The organism is Psychrosphaera sp. B3R10 (assembly GCF_018861025.1).
Taxonomy (GTDB): Bacteria; Pseudomonadota; Gammaproteobacteria; order Enterobacterales; family Alteromonadaceae; genus Psychrosphaera; species Psychrosphaera algicola.
Map to the genome: position 1 here is coordinate 1 of NZ_JAHKQH010000019.1, position 26,076 is coordinate 26,076.

General features: G+C 39.0%; 20 protein-coding genes. 12 read left to right on the forward strand and 8 right to left on the reverse strand.

Translation table 11 applies throughout. The features are described from left to right. Window positions 1-88: 88 nt before the first annotated feature. Entirely contained in the window at window positions 89-817 is a 729-nt protein-coding gene (locus KO525_RS05310; protein ID WP_215962757.1) for a mannan-binding lectin, read from the reverse strand. A gap of 197 nt (window positions 818-1,014) precedes the next feature. Continuing rightward, window positions 1,015-1,935, reverse strand: coding sequence for a LysR family transcriptional regulator (locus KO525_RS05315; protein ID WP_215962758.1), 921 nt, complete (start codon window positions 1,933-1,935; stop codon window positions 1,015-1,017). Window positions 1,936-2,079: 144 nt separating this feature from the next. On the opposite strand from KO525_RS05315, the gene ppc reads away from it, so the two are divergent. The 4 genes from ppc to KO525_RS05335 all read left to right on the forward strand — a co-directional run bounded on the left by ppc (window position 2,080) and on the right by KO525_RS05335 (window position 5,758). Next, a complete protein-coding gene (gene ppc, locus KO525_RS05320; protein WP_215962759.1) occupies window positions 2,080-4,638 on the forward strand; it encodes a phosphoenolpyruvate carboxylase in 2,559 nt (852 codons plus the stop codon). A 208-nt stretch (window positions 4,639-4,846) separates the two neighbouring features. Beyond that, window positions 4,847-5,092, forward strand: a complete 246-nt coding sequence (locus tag KO525_RS05325) for a VF530 family DNA-binding protein (RefSeq protein ID WP_215962760.1) — start codon at window positions 4,847-4,849, stop codon at window positions 5,090-5,092. 27 nt (window positions 5,093-5,119) lie between these two features. Then, window positions 5,120-5,281 carry a DUF2986 domain-containing protein gene (locus tag KO525_RS05330; protein ID WP_215962761.1) on the forward strand — a complete coding sequence of 54 codons (162 nt, stop codon included), beginning with the start codon at window positions 5,120-5,122 and terminating at the stop codon, window positions 5,279-5,281. Window positions 5,282-5,467: 186 nt separating this feature from the next. Next, window positions 5,468-5,758, forward strand: a complete 291-nt coding sequence (locus tag KO525_RS05335; protein ID WP_215962762.1) for a DUF1244 domain-containing protein — start codon at window positions 5,468-5,470, stop codon at window positions 5,756-5,758. Window positions 5,759-5,820: 62 nt separating this feature from the next. Here KO525_RS05335 and KO525_RS05340 read toward each other — a convergent pair whose 3' ends face one another. Then, a complete protein-coding gene (locus KO525_RS05340) occupies window positions 5,821-8,562 on the reverse strand; it encodes an ATP-binding protein (RefSeq protein WP_215962763.1) in 2,742 nt (913 codons plus the stop codon). Then, window positions 8,549-9,658, reverse strand: a complete 1,110-nt coding sequence (locus KO525_RS05345) for an ABC transporter substrate-binding protein (RefSeq protein ID WP_215962764.1) — start codon at window positions 9,656-9,658, stop codon at window positions 8,549-8,551. Before KO525_RS05345 ends, KO525_RS05340 begins: the two co-directional genes overlap by 14 nt. A 157-nt stretch (window positions 9,659-9,815) precedes the next feature. Between KO525_RS05345 and yeiP the strand changes: the two genes are divergently transcribed. Together yeiP and KO525_RS05355 are read left to right on the forward strand one after the other, a co-directional pair. Further along, on the forward strand, window positions 9,816-10,388 hold the full coding sequence (gene yeiP / locus KO525_RS05350; RefSeq protein ID WP_215962765.1) for an elongation factor P-like protein YeiP: 573 nt from the start codon (window positions 9,816-9,818) through the stop codon (window positions 10,386-10,388). Window positions 10,389-10,639: 251 nt separating this feature from the next. Further along, entirely contained in the window at window positions 10,640-11,614 is a 975-nt protein-coding gene (locus tag KO525_RS05355) for an aldo/keto reductase family oxidoreductase (protein WP_215962766.1), read from the forward strand. A gap of 90 nt (window positions 11,615-11,704) precedes the next feature. Here KO525_RS05355 and KO525_RS05360 read toward each other — a convergent pair whose 3' ends face one another. Together KO525_RS05360 and yjeH are read right to left on the reverse strand one after the other, a co-directional pair. Then, window positions 11,705-13,996, reverse strand: a complete 2,292-nt coding sequence (locus tag KO525_RS05360) for a bifunctional diguanylate cyclase/phosphodiesterase (RefSeq protein WP_215962767.1) — start codon at window positions 13,994-13,996, stop codon at window positions 11,705-11,707. Between the two features lie 121 nt (window positions 13,997-14,117). Continuing rightward, entirely contained in the window at window positions 14,118-15,365 is a 1,248-nt protein-coding gene (gene yjeH, locus KO525_RS05365) for an L-methionine/branched-chain amino acid transporter (protein WP_215962768.1), read from the reverse strand. A 142-nt stretch (window positions 15,366-15,507) separates the two neighbouring features. Here yjeH and KO525_RS05370 point away from each other — a divergent pair, with 142 nt between their 5' ends. From KO525_RS05370 to KO525_RS05395, 6 genes are all read left to right on the forward strand, one after another. Then, on the forward strand, window positions 15,508-15,924 hold the full coding sequence (locus KO525_RS05370; protein WP_215962769.1) for an Lrp/AsnC family transcriptional regulator: 417 nt from the start codon (window positions 15,508-15,510) through the stop codon (window positions 15,922-15,924). 392 nt (window positions 15,925-16,316) lie between these two features. Continuing rightward, window positions 16,317-17,726, forward strand: a complete 1,410-nt coding sequence (locus KO525_RS05375) for a TolC family protein (RefSeq protein ID WP_215962770.1) — start codon at window positions 16,317-16,319, stop codon at window positions 17,724-17,726. Continuing rightward, window positions 17,723-19,087: an efflux RND transporter periplasmic adaptor subunit gene (locus KO525_RS05380; RefSeq protein WP_215962771.1), complete on the forward strand. Its 1,365-nt coding sequence runs from the start codon at window positions 17,723-17,725 to the stop codon at window positions 19,085-19,087. Before KO525_RS05375 ends, KO525_RS05380 begins: the two co-directional genes overlap by 4 nt. After that, entirely contained in the window at window positions 19,088-22,189 is a 3,102-nt protein-coding gene (locus KO525_RS05385) for an efflux RND transporter permease subunit (protein WP_215962772.1), read from the forward strand. Between the two features lie 145 nt (window positions 22,190-22,334). After that, complete coding sequence (locus KO525_RS05390) at window positions 22,335-23,072, forward strand: dienelactone hydrolase family protein (protein ID WP_215962773.1); 738 nt, start codon at window positions 22,335-22,337, stop codon at window positions 23,070-23,072. A 124-nt stretch (window positions 23,073-23,196) separates the two neighbouring features. Further along, the gene (locus KO525_RS05395; RefSeq protein ID WP_215962774.1) at window positions 23,197-24,120 is read left to right on the forward strand and encodes a M14 family metallocarboxypeptidase; all 924 of its coding nucleotides are present in this window, start codon (window positions 23,197-23,199) and stop codon (window positions 24,118-24,120) included. Between the two features lie 123 nt (window positions 24,121-24,243). Here the strand turns inward: KO525_RS05395 and KO525_RS05400 are convergent, their stop codons facing one another. Together KO525_RS05400 and KO525_RS05405 are read right to left on the reverse strand one after the other, a co-directional pair. After that, window positions 24,244-25,296, reverse strand: a complete 1,053-nt coding sequence (locus KO525_RS05400; protein WP_215962775.1) for an aldo/keto reductase — start codon at window positions 25,294-25,296, stop codon at window positions 24,244-24,246. Window positions 25,297-25,397: 101 nt separating this feature from the next. Beyond that, window positions 25,398-26,072, reverse strand: coding sequence for a nitroreductase family protein (locus KO525_RS05405; RefSeq protein WP_215962776.1), 675 nt, complete (start codon window positions 26,070-26,072; stop codon window positions 25,398-25,400). Between the last annotated feature and the right edge of the window lie 4 nt (window positions 26,073-26,076).

The window sequence follows — 26,076 nt, forward strand, 5'->3', positions numbered from 1 at the left end:
CACAGAATTCTGAACGCCCTCGATTAATGACCGAAATGAGCTTAGTGGGCAATAACTAAGCTCATTCCCGTCGTGGTAAGTATGTAGCTTAAAACTTAATTTCACATACGGACATTTTACCTTGGATTGTTGTCCACCATTTTCCTGTCCATGTACCACCATTTCTACTCGCTAATTGTTTACATTTATTATTAGCATCGTTTTGATTCCAAATTGGACCAGCTTCAATTGCACGTTTATTGCCTGAGCAATTTTGAATGCCTTGTTGCCAATTATTATGTTTGTTAATTTCAGATTTAAAACACTGAACGGTATTAGCGGCATTAGGGCTGTTTTTACACAAGTTTTTAACGTTTGTTGGACTCCAAGAACGGCTTCCACCGCGTGCCCAAGCAACTTTCCCTTGGATCATGGATTCACATAACTGTTCTTGCGATTGTGTTTGTGCAGGTCTGCGATCTTGATTGTTTGTTGATTTTATTCGGCACAATTCGTTATTTGTGCCTTGGTTGTAATAGCCCCAACTGACTTTTGTGGTGTGTAAGTCTAGTTGCAAATTCATTTTTCTGGATGGGTCGTTGAGATAAACTGACCATTCATCTCGATTTTGTTCTTGCCAGTTGATCCGCGAGCCTCGCTCATTAATTTCTTGCCAGCGTTTATTTCCGACTCGTTGAAAGGTGCTTTTATAAGTGGAACCTTGATAACAAACCGCTTTAGTTAATGAGTACGCATCAATCCCAAATTTACCTTTTGCCCATGTATTTGACGACCATGACAACAATATAGCCATTATTATAATCACAATTTTTTTCATAATATTTCCCTTTAGTCTATTTTAAATAACTGTCCTTACTTCCCCAGTAGTGTCTTTTTTTTGATCTAAAAACAATTACGACTAAATATTATTTATTGACCAACCTTTTATAAAAATAACAGCTGTTTATTTTGTCGCCAATAAAAAATTGTTAAATTTTTGCTATAAACCTTTTCAGGCGACATATATTAAGTGGATTATTGCGAGGAAGATAAGAGTCGATTAACATTTAATTTGGCAAAGGCTTCAAAAGTTTCGGCTAATAAGGATAAATTACGCCCTGTTTTACGGACTAAAAACCATTGGTTGGTAATTGGAAATTGGTCTACATCTAAGGTGGTTAATCCAGGGACATTACTGTGATCTAACGTTGAACGACTTAAGATAGCAAGACCTAACCCTTCGGCTACAAAGAGCTTTATCGCTCCATTACTTTCTATTGTCATTCGTTCTTTGAGTTTTAAATTGTGCTGCTGACAAAACATATCAATACTCATGCGTGTACCTGAACCTTGCTCTCGCATAATAAAAGGGTAATGTTGCAGACGATTTAAACTGATGTGGGGCTGACGAGTCAATTCATGGGTATCACTTGCCATGACAACAAGTTCGTTATCCACAAAAGGTATTTTTTCAGCTTCCAAGTTTTCAGGCCAATGACTTAATACATAAAAATCATCCAAATTTTCCATATAACGTTTTAATACGGTTTGGCGGTTGTTTATGGTCAATTGCACGTCAATATTGGGATACTTTCGGCAAAACGCGCTAAGCAGCTTAGGCATGAAATACTGGGCGGTGGATACTACAGCAATACGTAGCTTACCTGCATTTAATCCGTTAAACGCATCTAATCTAATGTGTAAGTCTTCAAAGGTATTGGCGATGCCTAAGGTCGCTTGATAAACCGCATAACCGGCTTCGGTAATATGAACTTTTCTATTATTCACCACATACAGTTCTGTATTTAATTGTTCACATAGATTTTTGAGTTGAATAGATACTGAGGGTTGCGATATATGCAACTTTTCTGCGACTAAAGAAACGCTATTGGTTTCTACGAGCGCAGAAAATATCTGCATCTGTCGTAAAGTTGGTGATTTTGTGAAATTTATCATATACAAAAGTCTATGGTTAGTATTGTTTATATATATTTTAAATTATATAAATTCTGAAATAACATCAAGCTCAAGTTTTAAATTTAATAAATATGTTTTTTAAGATATAAATTAATAAGCGTAATCAACATTATTGGAGCATTCATGTTAGAACCGGTACAACAAAACGTTCGTATATTAGGGACCTTACTAGGGAACAGTATTGCTGTTGAACATGGCGAGCAATGGATTGATAAAATTGAGCATATTCGCTTAAAATCACGTGACGCCCTAAATGACGATCCGAGTGTGATAAAAGAGTTACAAGCGTTGTTTGCAGAATGCTCTGAAGAGGATATGATCATTTATGCTCGGGCCTTTAGCCAGTTCTTGAATTTGGCCAATGTTGCAGAGCAACAATATACGGTAAGTGACGAAGGGTTAGATCAACTCGATTTACCGCACCCGTTAGAAGCTTTGGGTGAAAAATTGGTAAATGTTAATCCGGATAAATTTCACCAAGCACTTTCTAAGTTGCATGTAGAGCTTGTGCTTACAGCTCATCCTACGGAGATAAACCGGCGTACATTTATCCACAAATATCATCAAATCGCTGATGAATTACAAAATAATCAAGACGACCAAACACGTATTGCCGAGTTAATTGAGCAAGCATGGTTTACCAATGAAATACGTCAGGAGCGTCCTACGCCGTTAGATGAATCTCGTTGGGGCTTAGAAGTAATCGCTGATAGCTTATGGGAAGCCGTTCCTAGATTTGTGCGTGAATTGGATGGTTTGTCTCAACAAATTACCAAAACCTCGTTACCGATTGATGCGGCGCCAATTACGTTAGCAAGTTGGATGGCTGGGGATCGAGATGGCAATCCATTTGTAACTGCCGAATTAAGTAAAAAAGCGATTATTAATGCCCGCCTAAAAGCCTGTGAATTGTATCTCAAAGATTTTGAACACCTTTATTTAGAATTGTCTATGTCGGTCGCATCTGAACAATTAATGGCATTTGACATCGAGCGCATCGGTCCATACCGCACTCAACTAAAAGCGGTTGTTAACAAGTTAAAACAGAGCATTGTATTGCTGCAAAATGGTAAGACACGTGGTGTGATTGAAAGCCGCGAAGAATTACTTGAACCGCTTATGTTATGCCGTGAGAGTTTAATTAGCCATGGTTTACACCGTATTGCCAATTCTTCAATATTAGATGTGATCAGACGTATTCATTGTTTTGGTATCTCGATGGTTAAACTCGATGTTCGCCAGCATAGTGAGCGCCATAATGCTGCTATGGCCGAAGTGACACGCGCATTAGGTCTAGGGGATTATGAACAGTGGAGTGAAAAAGAGAAGCAAGCTTTTCTAATTGCTGAACTCAATAATAATCGTCCGTTAATACCAAATATAACGTTTTCTGCCGATGTTAAAGAAGTTATCGATACATACAAAATGGTGGCAAGCCAACCTCAAGAAGTACTCGGTATCTACATTATTTCAATGGCCAGCGAAGTGAGTGATGTCCTTCTGGTTAAGCTACTTATGAAGGCCTGTGGTGTAACTTGGGATATGCCAGTAGCGCCTTTATTTGAAACGCTTGATGACTTAAACAATGCTGCGCAAGTTATGAATGACGTGTTGAAAGTAGAACAATATGTTAAAGGCATTCAAGGCCAACATTATGTGATGATTGGTTACAGTGACTCGGCTAAAGATGCGGGCGTGTTAGCCGCAACGTGGGCGCAGTATCAAGCACAAGAAGCGCTTGTTAAAGTATTTAAAGAACATGACACCATCCTTAAGTTATTCCACGGGCGGGGCGGTACAATTGGCCGTGGGGGCGGTCCAGCACATGCGGCGATTGCGTCACAACCTCCAGGTACACTCGATGGCGGTTTACGCGTGACTGAGCAGGGGGAAACCATTCGATACAAATTTGGTTTACCTAACTTGGCGGTCAGAAGTTTGCACCTTTATGCATCTGCCATATTAGAAAGCTTAGTGACACCACCACCGGAGCCCAAAACGGAATGGCGTGACCTAATGGATACTATGGCGCAGAGTAGTTGTGAGCAATATCGTAGTTATATTCAAGACCGTCCTGAATTTGTAAAATATTTTAGACAAGCGACACCTGAGCAAGAATTATCTGCTTTACCGCTAGGTTCACGCCCAGCGAAACGTCGCCAAGACGGTGGTATTGAGTCGTTACGAGCGATCCCTTGGATATTTGCATGGAGTCAAAATCGTCTAGTTGTTCCAAGTTGGTTGGGGTTAGGTAAAGCGATTGAACAGCAATTAGCAGAGAATACAGATACGATGCGTGAGATGCTAAAATATTGGCCATATTTTAAAGCTCGTATTTCATTGACCGAAATGGTTTATTTGAAATCAGACCGTACAGTGTCGTCGTTATATGACCAAAGTCTTGTTGAGCCAGAGTTACAAGTGTTAGGTGAAGAGTTGCGTTCACAACTAAAATCGGATGAAGCGTCGGTATTGGCTTTATTGGGTCAAAAGCAAGCTTTACAAAAAGATGCGTGGAACTTACAGAGTTTTGAAGTGCGTAAACCGTATTTATTGCCACTTCATTTAATGCAGATCGAATCGTTAAAGCGGTTACGTCAAAGCCCAGAACATCCGACGTATGAACAATTGTTGATGTACACTATGGCTGGTATTGCAACTGGGATGCGTAATACCGGTTAGTGTCTAACTGGTATCCAATTCGCGTTTAGTTGTCATAAACAATCAGCGCATCGTAGATGGCCATACAACCTCAGTTGTTGGCCATCTGTTATTTTTGAGTGTTGGTATTTACCCAATTTAAACGATAATTGTGATATATTGCCGCGCGTTTTAGGAAGCTAACTTAACAGCGTTAATATTCAGTTAATTAAAGAGAGTCGATTATTATATGGATAACCAGCCAAACAACCCACTTCATGGGCTTAAATTAGAGACAATAGTGACCAAGTTGGTTGACTATTATGGTTGGCCAAAGTTAGGTACATTAATTAAAATTAATTGTTTTACTTCAGATCCGTCGGTTAAATCCAGTTTAAAGTTTTTACGCAAAACACCTTGGGCAAGAGAAAAGGTCGAAGGTCTTTATTTAGAGACATTTAGTGCTGTAAATCCATGGTTAAGTGGTAAAGACTGATAATCGATAGATGAGAGAACTGACGCTATGAACCGTCGTAAAAAGATCAATGATACACTCAAGGCAAAAGCTAAAAAGCGCAACGCAAAGTTGCATAAAAACCCTAAGCCTAAGTACATATCGAAAGCCGATAGAGTTGAAGTGTCGACTGATGAGATGTCAGCACAAACGACAGATTGCGAGAAGTAAATCGACATTTCAAACATCTATTTTAAATTTGATGTTTTGTTATTAGAGAATAACGCAGAAATACCCGCCATCTTCACCTGCAGGTGGGGCTAGTTATTCTGTCATTTTTAGACTGAAGGCCATTTCGCAAATAGATAAGTATTAAAAACCAACCCAATTGTTTGATAGTTAAAGAGAGTAATGATCATGGATAAAGAAATAGAAATCCAGGCCGCGGTTTTTCGCCGTTTATTAGCCCATTTAGATAGCCGTAAAGATGTTCAAAATATCGAACTTATGAACTTGGCTGGGTTTTGTCGCAATTGTTTTTCTAAGTGGACGGTATCTGAAGCCGTAAAATTAGGCGTCGATATTGACATGGATACGGCTCGTGAAAGTGTATATGGTATGCCTTATTCTGAATGGAAAGAAAAACATCAATTACCTGCAACGGAAGAGCAAATGGCGAAATTTAATGCGTTAAATAGCAACAAATAACTGCTATGAGCTTATTCAAGGCGCTTATATAGGGCGTCTTGATCACGCAGATTGATTCGAGTTTAGCCTTGTGAATCAATATTCTGTTGAGTTAAACGATACAGGATTGCGAGTTCAATGGGTTTCCCTATATGTCCATCAAAGCCAACTTTTTCATATTTGTCGATGTCTTCTTTCATGACATTCGCTGTTAACGCGATGATCGGCGTATAATTGTTATCAATTTTTCTTATCTCTAAACACGCATCAATACCGTCCATTTCAGGCATTTGAATATCCATAAATACAAGGTCGGGCTTATGTTCGATAAACGCTTTTACAGCCAGTTTACCGTTTTCTACGGCGATAATTTTAGCATTTGTTGCTGACATCATTGACTTGAATACAACCTGATTAATCATATTGTCTTCGGCTAATAGTATCGTTTTACCAGCAAGGTTTGGAGTAACCAACTCAGTTTCAATCTTGTCTTCGTGTTTAATTTCAACATTGGTTTTACTTAGGGGTAATGTTAAATACACTTGAGTACCAACATCAGATTCACTCTTAATTTCAATTTCACCATTCATTATTTGTAATAAATTTTTAGTGATAGCCATTCCTAGACCGGTACCGCCATATTTTCTAGTCGTCGAACGGTCTGCTTGTTCAAATCGTTTGAATAATTGAGCTAGTCCGGCTTTAGACATACCAATGCCGGTATCAAATATGTTTATTTTAAGTCGAGGATTTCCCCATGGGTCTAAGTCAGATGAAACGCTGATTTGTACGTGGCCTTTCTCGGTGAATTTAATTGCATTAGATGCCAGGTTTAACAATATTTGTTTAACTCGGATAGGATCCCCAATCCAACCATCTTTAAAGTCTGTGTCTTTTTTGAAAATGACCTCGAGACCTTTTTCAACGGCGATAGGTTTAATGTCATTAAGTACCATTTTAACGATTTTGTTAACTTCAAAAGGAACTTCTTCGAGGCTTAACATACCAGCCTCTATTTTTGAAAAATCCAGAATGTCATTAATAATGGTGAGTAAAGATCGACACGAAAACAAAGCGTTTTCAATTAAATCATTAACCATCAAGTCATCTACTTGTTCTTCAATCAACTGCAATGAACCATAAATCCCGTTCATTGGCGTTCTTATTTCATGACTCATATTGGCCAAAAATTCGCTTTTGGCTTGATTAGCCACATCAGCTTCCTCTAGCGCTTTTACTAATTTCCGCTGTGTTTCTTGCCGAGCAGAGACGTCTCGAACCAAACCAATAAAGAGCTTTCGGTTACCGACAACAATTTTTGTAACAACCAACTCCATATCAAATTCTTTATCAGTTTTATCAACGCCTTTTACCAACCTTGTTGTATTAATGATATTTCGATTGATATTGTCGTCCTGTGTTTTTAAATAATGGTCGTGGTGTATTGCGACGTTTTTAGGCATTAGCTTACTAATGTTTGCGCCGATCATTTCTGACTCTGTATATTTAAATAGTTTTTCAGCGGAGCGACTGAATTTTTGGATTAAACCTTTATCATCAATCATGATAAGGGCTTCGCCCAAGTTATCTAAAATTGCTTGTTGCACATCTAATGTTTCGTTCATGATGCTTTCTTGATGTTGACGTTCAACAATCAAGTCATTAAATGCTTTAGATAGCTGACCAATTTCGTTATTGCTATAAACGAGGTTTTTACTAACATTTTTTCCTTCACGGAAACGTTGAACCACTAAGTTAAGTATTTCGATAGGGTAGGTGAGCTGCGATGAAATATAGATTGAAAATGCTGCGACAAGTATGGTGGTTAAAATTAACATAGCGATAGATATTGTGATGATTTTATCGTTACTACTAAAGGCATAACCTTTTTCAGTTTCGTTCACCACAACCCAATTGACATCGCCAATGGTAATGTCTTTATGAACGGAAATTACCGGTTTGGAAAATAATCCCAAGGTATCAAATAATTCGATTTTTGTGTCGCGTATATTATATTGGACTTTGTTGTCGTCTGATGGCTGCGGAATAACTTTTTCAAATTTAATGTTTGAACCGAACTCAGAGTGCATTTTTAATTTTCGGTCTTGATTGACAATAAAATTATTTGTGCCGACATTTTTATATAACTCAATCGTCCGTTGGATCCTGTCCATTTTAAGTTGCATGGCCATAACGCCCATTTTATGTCCCTTATTGTCTAAAACTGGGGACGTAATAAAGCCTGTTAGATGGTGCTTATTTGCTGGATTCTCAAACAAGTCTGAAAAGTTAACGCTGCCATTTGCAAAGGATTTTTGCATAACGTTACTCAATAAAGTACCGGAATATTGACCGGTAAAAAGATTAGAACCTAGCGTTGTATTATCACCTAACGAAAATAAAACATTGCCTTTACCGTCGACCAAAATTAAATCTGCAATATAATCATAATCAAGCCATCGCTTTGTGAAATAGCCTTTGTACTTAGACACAACGAGTTGGTGCTGATAACTTTTTGTGAAATTTTGTATGGTTGACGCTTGGTTTTTATGTTGCTCGATGAGTTCAGACAATAAAGAAATTGTTGAAGGACTTGATGAAATATCTTTAGCGTCCATAAATCGATATTGAAACCAATTGTTAATAAAAGAAGCCTGTGATGACGCTTTACTCACAAGGTGTTTTACAACTTCTTGCTTTATTTGGCCACTCGCTAAGTTGTAGTTAATCGAGACGGCAACAATTAAGGGCATTAAACTTATGATTAAAAGCCAACTTAATATAGAACGGTTTATCGAAGTAAATTTCTTTTTAATTGTCTTCATCGTTACCCGCTACTGATAAAGTATCAAATTCTTTAGCTGCAAAATTATTAATGTTGACTGGTGAAGTTATCGTGCCGCTCTCTAACCCTAAATTCATCATTAACTTAAGTCCCGGTTTATCAATATCTAAATGTTCGTAATTAATCACACGTAATGTCGGATCTAGGCTTAACCTAATTGCTTCCGTTGTATGAGCGGGGATATGTTTTTGTACCATTTTAATGATTTCATTTAATTTTTCTGGATCACCGTTTCTTGCTTCTTCGATATATTTACCCGCTTTCTTAATCATAGAAAAAACCTCTTTTATGGCTTTTGATTTAGTTTCGAGCGCGATATTTGTTGCAAGGGCAATACATTCCACATGGCCGTTTTGCGTGTTTAAAACATCTTTTGAATACCATGCGACTTTGCCAACATTTTGTGATTCGGCAACATCTATCCATGGTAAAGACTGCTCAATGGCTACTGGCCTGTTTAAATTGTTGTTGCCACGTAAAAAGTTGAGTGACTCTGCAGGGTTAACGGCAATCGCTAATATTTGGTCGTTAAAATTAGGCTTGAAACTCAAAAGTAAATTGTTGTTTTTAAGATAATGAAACAAGATTACGGCATGCGAAGACTGCAAATGTGGTACGCCAATTAGGACTCGCTGATTTGAGTTTATTTCGGATTTAACAATTTGGGCAAGGTCATGACTGGGTTTGCGTTCGTTGTGGTCATCGGGCAATTCCAGTTGATTGGCAAGCACGTTGTTGATTGCTAATCCATTGCCGTCACGATGCATCAAGCCTATCCATTTAAAAATTGGACTTTCCGTGAACATGTTTAACGCCAAAGGCGCCATTGCAAAAGCTATTTCGGTATTGCCTTCCAAAAATTTTGTTTTTAACAAGTCCCAATTTTTCATTTGCTGGATAGAAAAATCAGCATATTTCATTTGTTCCGCATACTTTTCAAACGCCACAATTGCCGCATAGTGATCAGCTAAAGGAACATAGATAGCATTAACTTTTACACGTTCCGCATGTAACTGGGTTGAAAAAACGAAACAAAAGAGGATAAAACCGACGATCATACCTATTCGAAGTTGCATTTACGCTTTCCTGAATTTACTCTTAATGAGCTTAGACTAAAAAATCAATTTTGGCCTAAAAAATAAATTACTTATAAATAGGTAATTGATTGAATTTTGGTCATTAATATATGAGTTAACAATCAGCTTGCTAACTTATTTTTAAACAGGAAACGTAATGCCTAAAGCTAGTGAAATAAAAAAACATGCCGCACTCGATATAGATGGTCGAGTTTTAATCGTAAAAGATATTGTTCGTTCAGTTCCGCAGGGGCGTGCAGGCGGAAGCTTATACAGAATGCGTATGTATGATGTAGTCACCGGTGGTAAGGTTGATGAAACGTTTAAAGCCGATGATATGTTAAAGTTTGCCGATCTGACACGACGTTCAGCGACGTTTTCATACATTGACGGTGATGAGTATGTCTTTATGGATGCAGAAGATTACACGCCATACAATCTAAATTCTGCAAGCATTGCAGATGAAATCCAGTTTATCACTGAAGATACACAAGGTCTTTCTGTCGTGTTAATCGAAGGTTCACCTGTAGGGGTGGAACTTCCTGCTCACGTGGAACTAGTTATCACTGAAACCGATCCTTCTATAAAAGGGGCTTCTGCTAGCGCGAGGACAAAACCGGCTACTATGTCTACTGGCCTGACGGTGCAAGTTCCAGAGCATATATCCGTTGGTGATAAAGTAAAAATTAATACAGCAGAGATTAAATTTTTGGGTCGCGCTGAGCACTAATTAGTCATTTAGAATGTCGAGTAAATATCGTTGAAAAGGTAAAACCAAGGTTTTACCTTTTCTATTTTAAGAGCTGTGATTTTGGCAATAATAAAATTGTTTTTCCGGTTTACATAGGTAACGCAGCTCAACGAAATAGAACCATGCATACGTATTTTCGTTTTTTCTGTTTCTATTTTTCAAACTCATAATACTATAACCCTATTTTTAAATAACGTGGCTAGTGAGTCGATTAGCCTTAGGAAGTTTACATGTCTAAACAATTACCTCTAACTCAAAAAGTACCGCATTGCAGTCAACTCGTCTTTGGTTGCATGGGTTTAGGTGGGGACTGGAATGAACCTAATTACAGTCTAAATGATGTTGCGGTCGCAAATAGAGCAATCGACACTGCGTTAGAGGTTGGTATCTCAATGTTTGATCACGCTGACATCTATACACGAGGGAAAGCTGAGCAAGTCTTTGGCGATGTACTCAAACAAAGACCACATCTTAGAAAAGATATGACGATCCAAACTAAATGTGGGATCCGATTTGAAGATGATAAAGGTCCAGGTCGATATGACTTCTCAAAAGAATGGATACTACATTCGGTTGAAACCAGTCTGAAGCGCTTAAATATTGAACAAATAGATATTTTACTATTGCACCGCCCAGACCCATTAATGGAACCAGACGAAGTGGCTTCTGCATTTGACCAACTCATTAAACAAGGCAAAGTTAACAAGTTTGGTGTTTCTAATATGACAAGTGCGCAAATACAATTGTTGCAGCAAGCACTACCAAATCCATTGGTTTGCAATCAATTAGAGATCAGTTTAGGGCATTTAGATTGTATTGATCAGGGCATTATTGCCAATGTAGGCGGAGAAGCTACATACAATGCGATGGCTGGCACATTAGAATATTGCCAATTGAACGACGTTCAAGTTCAATCTTGGGGAAGTTTAAGCCAAGGTTTATTTAGCGGACGCATTTTAGACGGGCAAGCTCCGCATATTATTACGACCGCTTCGCTAGTGTCGTCACTAGCTGCTGAATATCAAACAAGCCCTGAAGCAATTGTACTGGCGTTTCTTACTCGTTTGCCACAAGGTATTCAACCGGTAATTGGAACTGTGGATCCTGATAGGATCAGAGCGTGTCAGCGGGTAATTGAGGTAGAGTTAACCCGCGAACATTGGTATCAATTGTTTGTAGCAGCTCGTGGCCGTTTTGTACCTTAATTGGTAGTGCGAACGGCAACAAAAGTTGGCTGTTAAAAGGAACAGCCAGCTTTTTGATGGAATAAAAACCACCCTAAAAACAGCAACTTGTTACGTTTTTGATTGTTGGTTTTTCGCGCCAAATTCGGTAAGAAATAAATCTAATTTAGCGCTCGGTAAAGGTCGACTGAAATAATACCCTTGGATTTCCTGGCAACCTAAATCAGACAATATTTCCATATGACTCAATTCTTCGACCCCCTCAGCAATTAACGTTAAGCCGAGGTTATTCCCTAATTCAATGACAGTACTGACAATTGCCTTGTCGTCTTTGTTTAATTCGATTTGTCGAATAAAGCTCTGGTCAATCTTGAGTTTATCTATTGGAAATTGCTTTAAATAACTTAATGAGGAATAACCCGTACCAAAATCATCAATAGACAATTTCACACCGCTATCTTTTAGCTTTTGTAACATCGCGATGGTATCTGTTTCATTGTACATAATGACACCCTCGGTGATTTCAAGTTCTATATTTTCGGCAGGAACTTGCGTTTTTTCTAACACACCGACAACAGTGTCGTAGAAACTAGGGTGATTAAATTGTTGAGGCGAAATATTTATCGCGACAACAATATCTTTATATCCCTGTTCGATTAACGCTGCCGCTTTGTTACAGGCATTTAATAAAATCCAATCTCCAAGTGGCACAATTAAACCGGTCTTTTCAGCCAGTGGAATAAAATCAATTGGTGGAATAAATTTATCCCTTAACTGCCAACGAATTAGGGTTTCTACGCCAATTATTTGGTTTTTTTGGATGTCCAGTTGCGGTTGGAAATACAACTCCAATTGTTGTTTTTCAATCGCTACTCTAAGGTCATTGGTTAACTCTATTTCTTTAGATATCGAATCACCTAATTGCTCTGAAAAAATAACCAATGGTGAATGATCAATTTTTATAGCTGAATCTAAGGCGATAGTCGCAGATTTTACGATGGTTTGCGCTTCCGACGCGTGTTCTGGAAAACACGTAAAACCAAAGTCCAATTCTAGATTGACCGTATTTTCAAAGGAAAACGTTTCTATAATTTTTTCTAATTTATTAACTAAATTGGCAATTTCCCTATTACAAATATCTGACTGAACAACAACGGAAAATTGTTTGTCTGAGGTACGGTATAACGTATGAGGGACGTCTTGCAGTAGTGTCTTTAATTCTTTGTTCAGCAGCAAAGCAAGTTGTACTATGATTTCGCTGGTCTGTTGAAGACCTAAGCGGGTGATCAAGTGGCTGTAGTGTCTGACTTCAACTAAACCGACGACACTGTTTTTGTCAATATCACACACCTTTTCTAAGTCAGCTAAAAATTGGTTTTTGTTAAATAGCCCAGTTTCCATGTCGTGAAAAGCTTGGTAATGCATTTGTGCTTCAGCCCGTTTTTTCTGGGTGATGTCTAAAATATGCAAATCCCAATTTTCTAAATCACTTAACCAATGTAAATTGCATTCAAGTGTACTGTCACCAATTTCTACTTCAAATTTATCTTGTTGGTCGTGGTTTGTGCACACCTTACTTTTAGTTTCTTTGAGTGGTATTGCGATAACTTCTTTAAACTCGTCTATATCAATCTTTAAATTAGTTAATAATCGTAACATCGCCGGGTTGGTATATTTAACTTCATTTGTTACATCAATGGACAGAATTGCATTTGGGTTTCTTTCTGGAAACAATGCAAGTCTTCTGTTTCTAACCGAAACCATAATTGACGTTCTAATTGCACGGCCTACAAAATAAGCGATAAGGATGATCATAACGCTGTATGCCAGTACGATTTGGTTGGTTGTATCTAAACTTTGCTTAGTATTGTTATATTGTTTGACGATACGTTCATTGGTGCTTTCGGTTATTTTGGCTATGACAGGTTTGATTTGAATACGGTACATGGCCAATATTTCTAAATGGGTGCGCGCTAAGTCCCACATTTTGCTGTCGGATGCATCACCAAGTTGCATGTTATCGTCAAATTCGGAAGCAAGTTTTATAGTTTCTAATTGGATTAAACTCAGTTGATTTATATATTCTAATCCGACACCAACTTTGGCTAATTCGACTAAATCTGAGGACACCTTATCCGCAGTTGCGTTAAAGTTAGTTTGGTATACTTCACGATTTTGATTTGCATAATATTCGTTTAGATAAAGCTCCTGCTCTATAAATAACGAATTTAGATTTTGTAAACGCTCAAACACTTTAATTTCATGGTCGACAAGCAGTAGGGCATTTTGTTTGATATTTTGAGTGGAGTTATAAACAATACCGGAAAGAATAGTTCCTAATAATATGATGACACCATAAATTAAACCTGCATTACGTTTTAGGATTGCACTATTTAATTCCAAACTAACCCACCTTGTTTATGTATATACATACGATTAACTAGACCGAAGTAAACTGAAAAATGTTTCAGCTTACGTCGACAATTGAAAAGTATAAACCATATTTGGTGATTGTATAACGTTATTATGTAGTTGAAATTATTGAATGTTTCCTTTTTGCTAACGGTGCAACGATAATCAATAAAATCAATGCGTAAGCCATTTGCCAAGACAAACTAAAAGCCAGTGTTAAACACACGATAATACTGATAGATGCGAGCCAGAAGTACTTTTTAGGTAATAATTTAAACGCAGCAAACATTGAAGTTAAATAAATCACGACAAAAACACCATTGCAGAGTCCGACTAACACCGCCAAATCTAGTTTAAATAAATGGGATACCGTTAACACCACGGCCATTAAAAGCACTATGTGGCGCAGGGCAATCTGAGCTGTACCAGATGAATTCTTTTGTTGATAAAGCGGTGGTAATACTCCGTTATGACTGAAGCTCCACATTAATTTACTGCAACTAGCCGTATATACATTAACGGTGGCAAGACCGCCTGCAATCCCTAAAAAGCAGATCACGATATTTCCATAGCCACCTAGCAACGTATCAAATATATCCACCATCGCTAAGGTTGATTGTGAACTTACATGGGCAACTAAAAAGGTACAGGCGATGTAAATCACACCAACTAATAGGGTTCCAAGTACAATCGCTGGGACTAAATCTTTTTTGGGGTCTTTAAATTCCGACGACATGTGAGCCATGGCTTCTATTCCTAAAAAGCTCCAAAACGCTAATGCTGCTGCGCTAAACATGGTACTTATTGGTTTAGTATCCGTTATAAGAGCGGGCGTTATGTTGTTTACTGTATCAGCAGACAGGAAATACGCTAAGCACAAGATCCCTACCAAAGCGGATATTGTTAATGTCAGGCCCAATTGAATAGTCGCGGATAAACTAACACCGCGTATATTTAGTAAGTATATAATTAATAAAAAGAGGTACTGAACCATCAATCCTGAAATGTCACTCAATTCCAATAGTGTATCAACAAATTGGAATGTCATAATCAGCGCAGCAGGGGCGCCTAGCGGTACAACCAATAAAAATATGAGTCCAATAGAACGACCAACAACTTTTCCAAAAGCAAGTTCGCAAAAATTAGCAGGTCCTCCGGCATGTGGGAATTGCCCCGACAACTTTGCAAAAACAAGCGCTATGGGGAGAATAAACAAAGTCAAAAATGTCCATGACCAAATCGCATTGACCCCTGCGATTTCAATTGTCATTTCCGGTAGTATAAAAACACTTGTTCCTAATAGTGTCGTAGCGAGTAATCCAGCTCCCTGCCATACACCTAATGTTCCTGCGTGACTCATCGTTGTTCCAACATCATTATTGAATTTGAGTAAAGTATAAGGGAGTTTACTTTTACATATCGACGTAAATTAACAACAAAAAACTAATTTGACCGTCAATTTGCAGGCATAATGCAATTTTCCCATCAATTTGAAGGTAAGTATGGATAAGTTTGATCAACACATAATTGAAATGCTCCGGTTAAACGCCCGGGCGAGTATTTCGTCTATTGCTGAACAAGTCAGTTTGTCGCGTTCATCGGTCACTGAGCGGATCAAAAAACTTGAACAACGTAATATTATCAAAGGTTATCAAGTGCTATTGACCGAATCTCAAAAAGACGGCGTTAGTGTTTATTTTGAAATCCAACATCAATGTGCAAGGTGTTCAGAAGTCATCCCAGAAATTAAAAAAATTCCGGAAGTTGTGACATGTCATGGCATAACAGGTGATATGGATTTATTGGTTTTTGTGAGGGCAAATTCAATGCAACGAATCCATGAAATAAGAGAGTCGTTAGATGCAACAAATGACATAGTAAAAATAAAAACCCACGTTGTTATGAGTGAATGGATCTAATCGTTATTGTTTTTAAAGGGCGAATGTTTAATTTGACCAAATTTTGTCTAACACTAAGATTTTATTGACATACAATTGTTGTGACTCATGGTCATTTTAAAATATGACCTATGGTCATATCCCTAATTGGGGAGGGAAAAAGCGTTTTTTTTAAATGCTTAAAAAATATCGCATATTTATCAAAATGCCGATGGAACTTTCGCGTTAAATTAGTTACTAATAGGTTCACCTTTTTATATTCCAAAACACTGTTTATGCAGTTTTTAGGGGAATCAACCTGCAAAAATTGTTGTTCGCCGAAAGGGATGAAATTAGTTTTCAACTTTGAATATCTAATTTGGCAGAATAAAAAATGAGTCAGATTGACACAAAAAAAACGGAAGAGAAATTTAGTGAAACAGAGTTATATTAGGTTATTGACAGTTGTTGTACTGAGTAGCGTGACGGCAAGTTGTGCGACCAATAACAATATAAGCATAAAGCAGGATCAAATTACTGTCCCTGAAATGTGGCAAAACCCATCGTCAAATGCGGTTGTCTCAGCTCAAAAAGTGTCAGTGCACGACGTTATTGACAAAAACTTGATTGAGTTTATTCAAGTTGCAGTAACGCAAAATCCTGAGTTAAAACAACTTAGCTTCGAATTAGAAGCGGCAAAACATCGCGTAACGGCAAGTGGAGCGACATTATGGCCTTCACTCGATTTAAATTTGCAGAGCAGTGTACGTCAGGCAAACGAAAATGCTGATGTTGTTGACAATGCAAGTTTAAACCTTGCACTTAAATACGAAGTTGATATTTGGGGCAAATTGTCTGCGGCTGATCAACAAATCAATCTCAATTTCTTGAAGTTGCAAACTCAACATAAAGATAGGATTAATACTTTAGTTGCTGAGGTGATGACAACCTACTTTGCGATTGTAGAAGCAAAGCAACAGTTGGAGCTTAATAAGCTTCGATTGGAGAACACCCAAAATAATTTGGCAATAATAGAAACCGGTTATGAACAAGGATTGAATGACGCTCTGGACGTGTACTTAACTCGCAATGATTTGGCAAATGAGCAGGCAAATATTTCAGCCCAAACTCAAACGCTCGAAAATCTGGTTAGGCAATTTAAAACATTGATTGGAACCTACCCTGACAACCAGTTTGATTATCAAGATTTGGCGTTAGATATTTTACCTCTTGACGCGCTTTCCAACACACCTTCAGATGTTGTAAAGAACCACCCTAAATTGCGCGCTGCGTGGCAAGGGCTGTTATCGTCGAATGCGGCGGTTGCATTTGCTCATAAACAACGATTTCCGTCATTTTCGCTGTCGTTAAGTGCGGGTAGTGAAGGTACGGATCTCGGCAAAGCATTAACTGAGTTTGACTTAGGTTGGTCTTTTATAGGCAATATCGCGGCTCCACTTTTTAATGCGGGACGTTTAAAAGCGAACGAAAATGCGGCTAAATCGAATTTGCAGGCACTAGAACAAAACTACATTAGTGTTTTTTTAAGTACCTTTGAAACCATTGAAAGGCTAAAGGCAAATCAAACAAATCTGCAGGCACAACTTAATGCAAATAAAATTGCCGAGCAAAATGCTGTTGCAGCAGAAGAACTTTCTTTTGAGCAGTACTTAAAAGGTCTCGTTAACTACGCCACCGTTTTAACATCACAAACACGGGCATTTAACGCACAGAGTTCGGTTATTAGACTGCAATATCAATTACTACAAAATCAAATTAATTTATTCACTGCGTTAGGCGGCGATTTTCAAGCATTATATGAACAAGGCAATGTCACATTATGAGTAACATAAATTCATTAAACTCGACCTCAAAGCTAAAGAAAAAGCTTACAGCAATCGTAATTATGCTGGCCGCTATCGCGTTGGCCTTTTTTATATTTTCAAACCCACCAGTAGCTAAACGCGAATTTAAAGCGCCGAAAGCCCAAATGACCGTGGATGTAAAAAACATTAAACCAGAATTGTACCAAGTCTATTTAGACAGTTTTGGTACTGTTAAGCCTCGTACGCAAAGTAAGTTAGTGGCTCAGGTATCCGGGCAAATTGATGCCATTTCGCCAAAATTTCGTGAAGGAGGCTTTTTTAAGAAGGGTGATTGGTTAGTCACAATTGACGATCGAGATTATAAAGTCGACGTTAAAGTGGCTGAGGCAAGTTTATTAGATGCTCAACAACAGTTGGCTGAAGAACAAGCTCGGTCAGATCAAGCACGTGCTGATTGGAGACGCATAGGGAAAGGTGGTGAGCCAAACGATTTAGTTTTGCGACTGCCTCAGCTTAAAGCTGCTGAAGCCAATGTACTGTCTGCAGAAGCTCGATTAGAAAAGGCTCAATTGGCACTTGAGCGAACCAAAGTTCATGCGCCTTATGATGGCCGTATATTAACGAAACAAGTTGATGTGGGCCAAGTTGTGTCCAACAACGCCTATTTAGCGGATATTTTTGCAAGTGATTATGTTGAAGTCAGATTGCCTATTAACAACAACGATATACCACTCATTAATCTACCTGAACAACAGCAAGAAACCGACATAATGGCGCCAGGGCAAGTACACTTTTCGAGTCGTTTTGATAATCAAGACTGGGCAGGAAAACTGGTTAGGACAGAGAGTTCTATTGACAGTAATTCGCAACAGTTATACGTGGTTGCACAAATAGACGATCCATATGTTGTTAAAGCAAATGGCATGACATCGTTAAAAATTGGTCAATATTTGACTGCGAGACTTGCTGGCAAAATATTATCAGATGTCATTGTTATCCCAAATAAAGCCATTTACCAAGGTAGCTATGTTTATGTTGTAGAAGAAGGTGTACTGAAACGTCGCGAAATTCAAATCCTATGGAAAAATTCCTCAGACGCAATTATTAATAGTGGTTTAGAAGAAGGCGATAGACTGGTGTTGACGTCACTTGGCCAAGTCAGTTCTGGAACACCTGTGACGATTAATGGTGAAGCAAAAGTGACCAAAATGAAGCCTGGAAAAAATAACTTTGAGCGCAAGTTTGACCAATTGCCGGCGAAAGCTCAGGAAAGGATCAAGCAACTTGCTGCTGAAAAAGGCGTTTCTGTTGATGAAGCAATGAAAATGCATAAACCTCGCAAAGATAAGCAGGCGACGAGCGGACAGGGAGACAAATAGATGATTGCTTGGTTTACCCGAAATCATGTAGCCGCTAATTTATTGATGATATCGATATTATTAAGTGGACTATTTTCTCTATCGAGCCGGATCCCATTGGAAATATTTCCGTCATTTGAATCCGACATTATCAGCGTTTCACTATCATTAAGAGGCGCGACCCCCGAAGATGTTGAAAAAGGCATTAGTATTCGAATTGAAGAAGCTGTACAAGATCTTGAGGGGATTAAAAAGATCACGAGTACTTCTGGAGAAAGTTCTTCAAGAGTTAATATAGAAGTAGACAATGGATATGACGCACGAGAAATGTTAGCTGACATAAAATCTCGTGTGGATGCCATTAATACATTTCCGGCTGACGCTGAAAAACCAATTATTTCAATCGCACAACGTAAACGAGACGTAATGACTGTTACGGTTGCAAGTGATTATGGTGAAGCGGAAATTCGCCAGTTTGCAGAACGAGTGCGTGACGATATATTACGTATTCCAGGGGTAACTCAATTAGATTTATCCGGGGTTCGTAATTACGAAATCGCGATTGAAATATCGCAGGACAAGTTACAACAGTATGGCTTAACACTAGGTCAAATCTCTAACTCAATCGCAAATAGTAGCCTAGATATCTCTGCGGGTAATCTGAAAACCTTAGGTGGAGACATTTTACTGCGTTCAAAAGGGCAGGCCTACCGTAAAGACGAATTTGTCAAAATAGTCGTAAAACAAAATACGGATGGCAGTATTGTTAGATTGGGTGATATTGCAAATGTTAATGATGGCTTTGAAGAATCGCCTATTAGGACACGTTTTAATGGTAAACGGGCAGCGTTTATTGATGTTTATCGTATCGGCCAACAAAGCGCAATTGAGGTTGCCGATCTTGTAAAAGAATATATAAAAGAAGAACAGTCCAACTTGCCTCAAGGTTATGAGCTAAGTTACTGGGACGACGATTCGATGATTGTTAAAAATCGTTTAACAACTTTGACAACGAGCGCACTGCAAGGTGGATTTTTAGTACTGTTGTTATTAACGTTATTTTTACGGCCTTCAATCGCTTTTTGGGTCTTTATCGGGATCCCAATTTCCTTTATGGGCGCGTTCATCTTTATGCCGTTTTTAGGCGTAACCTTGAATGTTATGAGTTTGTTTGGATTTATTCTCGTTTTGGGGATAGTAGTAGATGATGCCATTGTGACTGGTGAGAATGTCTATACCCATTTACGAAAGTCAGACTCGGGTGAACAAGCGGCAATACGAGGAACGCAGGAAGTTGCAACTCCAGTTACCTTCGGAGTTTTAACAACGGTTGCGGCATTTTTACCATTGGCATTTATTGAAGGGCAGCGAGGCGCATTATTTGCACAATTACCGGCAGTTGTTATTCCGGTATTAATCTTTTCTTTAATCGAATCAAAGTTTGTTCTGCCGGCTCATTTAAAATACATTAAAATTCGGAAGAACGAAGACACTAACGGCTTGGCTCGATTTCAACAACGCTTTGCGGATGGTTTTGAAAACGCAATATTGAAGTACTATCAGCCCCTGTTAAACAAAGCTCTTAGAAATAAAGGCACGACCGTATCTTTGTTTGTTGGTGCCTTGCTAGTGGTTATTGCGTTATTAATGAGTGGTTGGACTAAATTTATATTCTTCCCACGAATTCCATCTGAAACCGTCAGAATGAACTTGTCAATGTCGACAGGAACGCCATTTGAGGTGACCGATCGTCATATTCAAAAAATATCTGATGCAGCTTATCAATTACAGCAAAAGTATGTCGAAGAAGATGGACGAAGCGTCATTATGAATATATTGGCATTTACGGGCGGCCGAGGTGGCGCGACACATCAGGGGCAAGTTCGATTTGAAATAATTCCTCCAGAAAAGCGAGAGTCGACCATAAGTTCACGAGAGTTATTAACCGAGTGGCGTAAAGAGATTGGAGAAGTCCCTGGCGCTGAAAGCATGTCATTTAGAGCGGAATTAGGACGAAGTTCTGATCCAATTGATGTGCAGTTGTCATCGACCTCAATGGAGACATTGCAAGATGCCGCAGAAAAGGTGAAAAAACGACTCGCAACGTATCCTACGGTATTTGATATCAATGACAGTATGTCTAGCGGTAAGCAAGAGCTGCAAATCGAATTAACAGAGCAAGGAAAAGCGTTAGGGTTAACTCGAAACGATATCTCTAGACAAGTTCGTAATGCGTATTTTGGTTCACAAGTTCAACGTATTCAGCGCGGTAGAGACGATGTTCGGGTGATGGTGCGTTTACCATTGGACGAGCGACGTTCAATATCAGAATTGGAACATATCCTTATTAATACGCCAAATGGCGGCAGTGTGCCTTTGGCACACGTTGCTAAGCTCGATCCTGGCGTGAGCCCTTCATCGATTAATCGGATAGACCGTTATCGTGTGATAAATGTGACTGCGGACTTAGATAAAACCAAAGTTAATATGACAGTATTAAACGCAGACTTAAAAGACTATCTTGACGAGTTAGTGGGTCATTATCCAGGTTTGTCACACTCTTTAGAAGGCGAAGCTAAAGAACAAAGGGAGTCATTTGGATCCTTAAAATGGGCGTTAGTATTTGTTTTCTTTATTATTTATTGTCTATTGGCGATTCCGTTTAAATCTTATACGCAACCAATTGTTGTTATGAGTGTTATTCCATTTGGTGCACTTGGTGCCATGTTGGGACACTGGATTATGGGTATGGACTTATCTTTGATGAGTTTGCTTGGCATGTTGGCGCTTGTCGGGGTGGTGGTAAATGATTCATTGGTGTTGGTTGACTATATCAATAAAAAACGAGCGGAAGGCATGGCATTGTATGATGCTGTTTCAACTGCGGGGGCCGCAAGGTTTAGACCGGTTATGCTAACGAGTTTAACCACATTTATCGGTTTAATGCCGTTGTTGTTTGAAAAATCAACCCAAGCACAATTTTTGATACCGATGGCGGTATCACTAGGGTTTGGTATCTTATTTGCGACGTTTATTACTTTGATGTTGGTGCCGGTCAATTACATATTACTTGACCGTGTAATCGGGTTTATCAATCCGAGCAAAAAAAACAACATAGCGTAAAGCGCTGTGGGGAAAAAATTAGCTTGAGTACGGCTTATTAGTTTCCTTATTTGTTTTAATCCATATAAATCATGCCGCTGTTGTTGATTTACCAACAACAGCGGTTATGATCGCGTCACTCTTCAACAAAAAGTGACTACCAAAAATGATCACCACCTCTGACTTCCATGATATTGAAACACCAACGGGCACAATGCGCACTTATGTGTATCGACCAAATGAAACTGGTAATTTCCCGGCTATAATTTTCTACTCTGAAATATTTCAACGAACAGCGCCGATTGCACGCACAGCAACAATTTTGGCTGGTCATGGATTTGTGGTTTTAGTGCCAGAGGTCTTTCACGAGTTAAACCCTATTGGAACCGTCTTGGGATATGACGATGAAGGAAAAGATAAAGGTAATAATGATAAATGGACTAAGCCTTTAGAAGCGCATGATAGCGATACAGTAGCGTTAATTGATTTTGCTAAATCACTAGATTATTGCACAGGAAAAGTTGGCGCAATGGGGGTATGTATTGGTGGCCATTTGGCGTTTCGAGCGGCATTAAACCCCAATATTCTGGCGGCCAGTTGTTTGTATGCGACAGATATTCATTCAGATACGCTGCCTAGCGAAAAAGACAACGATTCATTTAGTCGAACAGGCGATATCAAAGGTGAATTGCAAATGGTTTGGGGAAAACAAGACCCTCATGTCCCTGACGCCGGAAGAATGAAGATACACCAGCAACTTCTAAGTTGTGGTAATCATTTTAGTTGGACCGAATTTAATGCGCAACACGCTTTTATGCGTGATGAAGGGGAACGCTACGATCCCGTTTTGGCAATACGTGTTTACACTATGGCTGTGGAATTATTCCAAAGAACACTTAGATGATCTTTTTAAACTTTAATTTAGGCGCATAATAGAAACCCGTCTCTTCTAAAAAGAGCCTCAATAAAAACTAAATTATGATCATTTTGACAAAAATGATTGTTCAGTTGTACAGAAAGGAAATTGAATGGATTACAACATTGGTGTACCTGGCCAACCTTGGGGAAGCACTGAAAAACAACAGTGGTTTGCGCAACAGTCGATAAAACGTGACTATAAGCAAACGGTCATGCCGCATATAGAAAAGCTTAAAATCCATTTTGAGGTAACCCAATACGGGGCGCTGTCATACAATTCTGACCGTTACCCGTTGTTTGCAGTTAAGACAAAAAACGCTGACTCACAATTACCAACAGTATTAGTTACCGGTGGGGTTCATGGGTATGAAACCAGTGGTGTAATGGGCGCGTTGAGGTTTTGTGAAACGACCATGCTGGATTATCAAAAGCATTTTAATTTTATTGTAATTCCCTGCTTAAGCCCCTGGGGATTTGAAACTATTAATCGATGGAATCCCAATGCGGACGATCCTAATCGGTCATTTTTCCCGGCTAATATTAATGACAACATATCAGTTGAAGAGTCTGGTTTATTACAAACCTATTTATCGCAAATTGATGTCAAACCTTTGGCCCATTTTGATTTACATGAAACAACAGATACTGACAATTCAGAATTTAGACCCGCCTTAGCAGCTAGGGATGCAATTGAGCAAAAATCGTGGAATATCCCAGATGGTTTCTACGGCGTTGGCGATACGTTAAAGCCTGAACCTGAGTTTCAAGCGGCTATTATTAAGTCAGTGGAAAAAGTGACGCATATTGCGCCCGCGGATAACGATGGCAAGCTCATAGGCAATGAATTAGTCCAGAAAGGCGTGATTAATTATGCGACTAAAGCGCTAGGTTTATGTGCAGGTATGACGGACGCTAAGTACGTTACAACTACCGAAGTTTATCCAGACAGTGATTTGGTTGATCCAGAAAATTGTACCATCGCACAAGTTGCAGCTATTGTAGGTGGCTTAGATTATTTAATCACCGTAATTTAAATTTGAATGCTGCATTAAACAATACATGTTTAATGGTACAACAAATACAAACGCCGCTTAATTTAGCGGCGTTTGTGTTTTTGCTGCAGTAAAATGAAGTTTCTATTATTTTAATTTGCGGTATTAAAATGTTGCCGGATATTGGCGCAATGTTAGCGCAATTTCTTCTGCCATAGCGTCAGGAATGGTCATTTCAAATGCCTCAATGTTCTCTGTAAGCTGAGCTAACGAGGTTGCACCAATAATTGTTGATGTAACGCCGTCTATTTGATTCGTCCAAGCTAACGCTAACTGAGCCGGCGTAAAGCCATATTTATTCGCTATTTCTACGTATTGCCGAACTGCGGCGTCGGTTTGTTCTGTATCTCTAAATAAGCCGTTACGTTGGGCCATCCGCCAACGGCTTCCCTCTGGCCTTGCACCACCAATATATTTACCTGTTAGGGCACCTGCAGCAAGTGGCGACCAAGGAAGGTATGCGATGTTTTCATGAACACAATTTTCAATCAAATATGGCCAATCTTTGGTATGCAATAAATTAAACTCGTTTTGAATCGATACCATTTTTGGTAAATCGTATTTGTCACTTAACTTAAGGTAGGTATTTATTCCCCAAGTCGTATCATCAGAAAGGCCACAATGACGTATTTTACCCGCGTCTTGACAGGTTTTTAACGCTTTTAAAATTTCCAACATTTGTTCGGTATGAAGTTTACTATCAGCTTGCGAAAACTTAACCTTGTTAACATGGTGTTGTGCAAAGTGTGGAGAAGTGCGATTAGGCCAATGCAATTGATACAAATCGATGTAGTCTGTTTTCAGGCGTCTAAGTGAATCATCAACGGCTTCAATTACACTGGCACCGGTAATTTTTCCACCGTCACGAATGTAAGGTAATCCTGGACCTGCAATTTTAGACGCTAGTATCATTTCTTTTCGACGTTCTGGGTTTCGGCTCAACCAGTTGCCGATAACTCGCTCTGTGTCACCATATTTTTCAGGGACAGGTGGAACGGGATATAGCTCAGCGGTGTCAAAAAAATTAACGCCTTTGCTTAGTGCATATTCTATTTGTTCATCGGCATCTTTTTGCGAGTTTTGGTTGCCCCAGGTCATTGTGCCTAAGCACACTCTAGACACTTCTAAACCACTGGTTCCTAACGTTGAATACTTCATTTTTTAACCTAGATTTTTCTCAATAAACAATAAATTGTGATGAAAGCTCAATATTCAATGCCAATTGTCGTTTAAATAAAATAGTTGAAATTAGAATGGCACTATAAAAACGTGGCGATATCTTCAAATGGCTTTTTATCCCGAGCATGATTGGGCACTGTAGCACCTTCTTCAGGGTAGCCTGCAATAATCAACATATAAGGACGCTCATTATCAGGTCGTTGGCATATTTTTGACAGGAATTGCATTGGCTTTGGCGTGTGTGTCAGCGTGACTAAACCACAGTCGTGCAAGGCATTGATCAAGAAACCCGTGGCGATACCGACAGATTCATGAACATAGTAATTTGTTTTTTGATCTTCGGCTTTGAGGCCACCTTTTTTTTGGGAAAAAACAGCGATAAGCCAAGGTGCATGCGCTAAATAAGGTTTCTGAGCATTGGTGCCAAGGGGTTTTAAAGCATCTAGCCATTCGTCGCCTGCGCGCCCGTCATAAAAACCTTGTTCGTGTAATTCGGCTTGTTCTCTAACCTGTTGTTTGATCTCCGAGCTATGTATTGCAACAAAATGCCATGGCTGATGATTTGCTCCGCTCGGTGCAGTACCCGCGGCTTTTATGCAATTTTCTATGATCTTTTGGTCAACGGGTCTGTCACTAAATTGTCTGATACTGTGGCGACGTTTAATATTATTTAAAAATGTTTCTGAACGTTTCAGCATGACATCAGGGGCGTATTCGATGTAGTCATTTAGCGGTGTGCAATTGTGTTCATTCATTCTT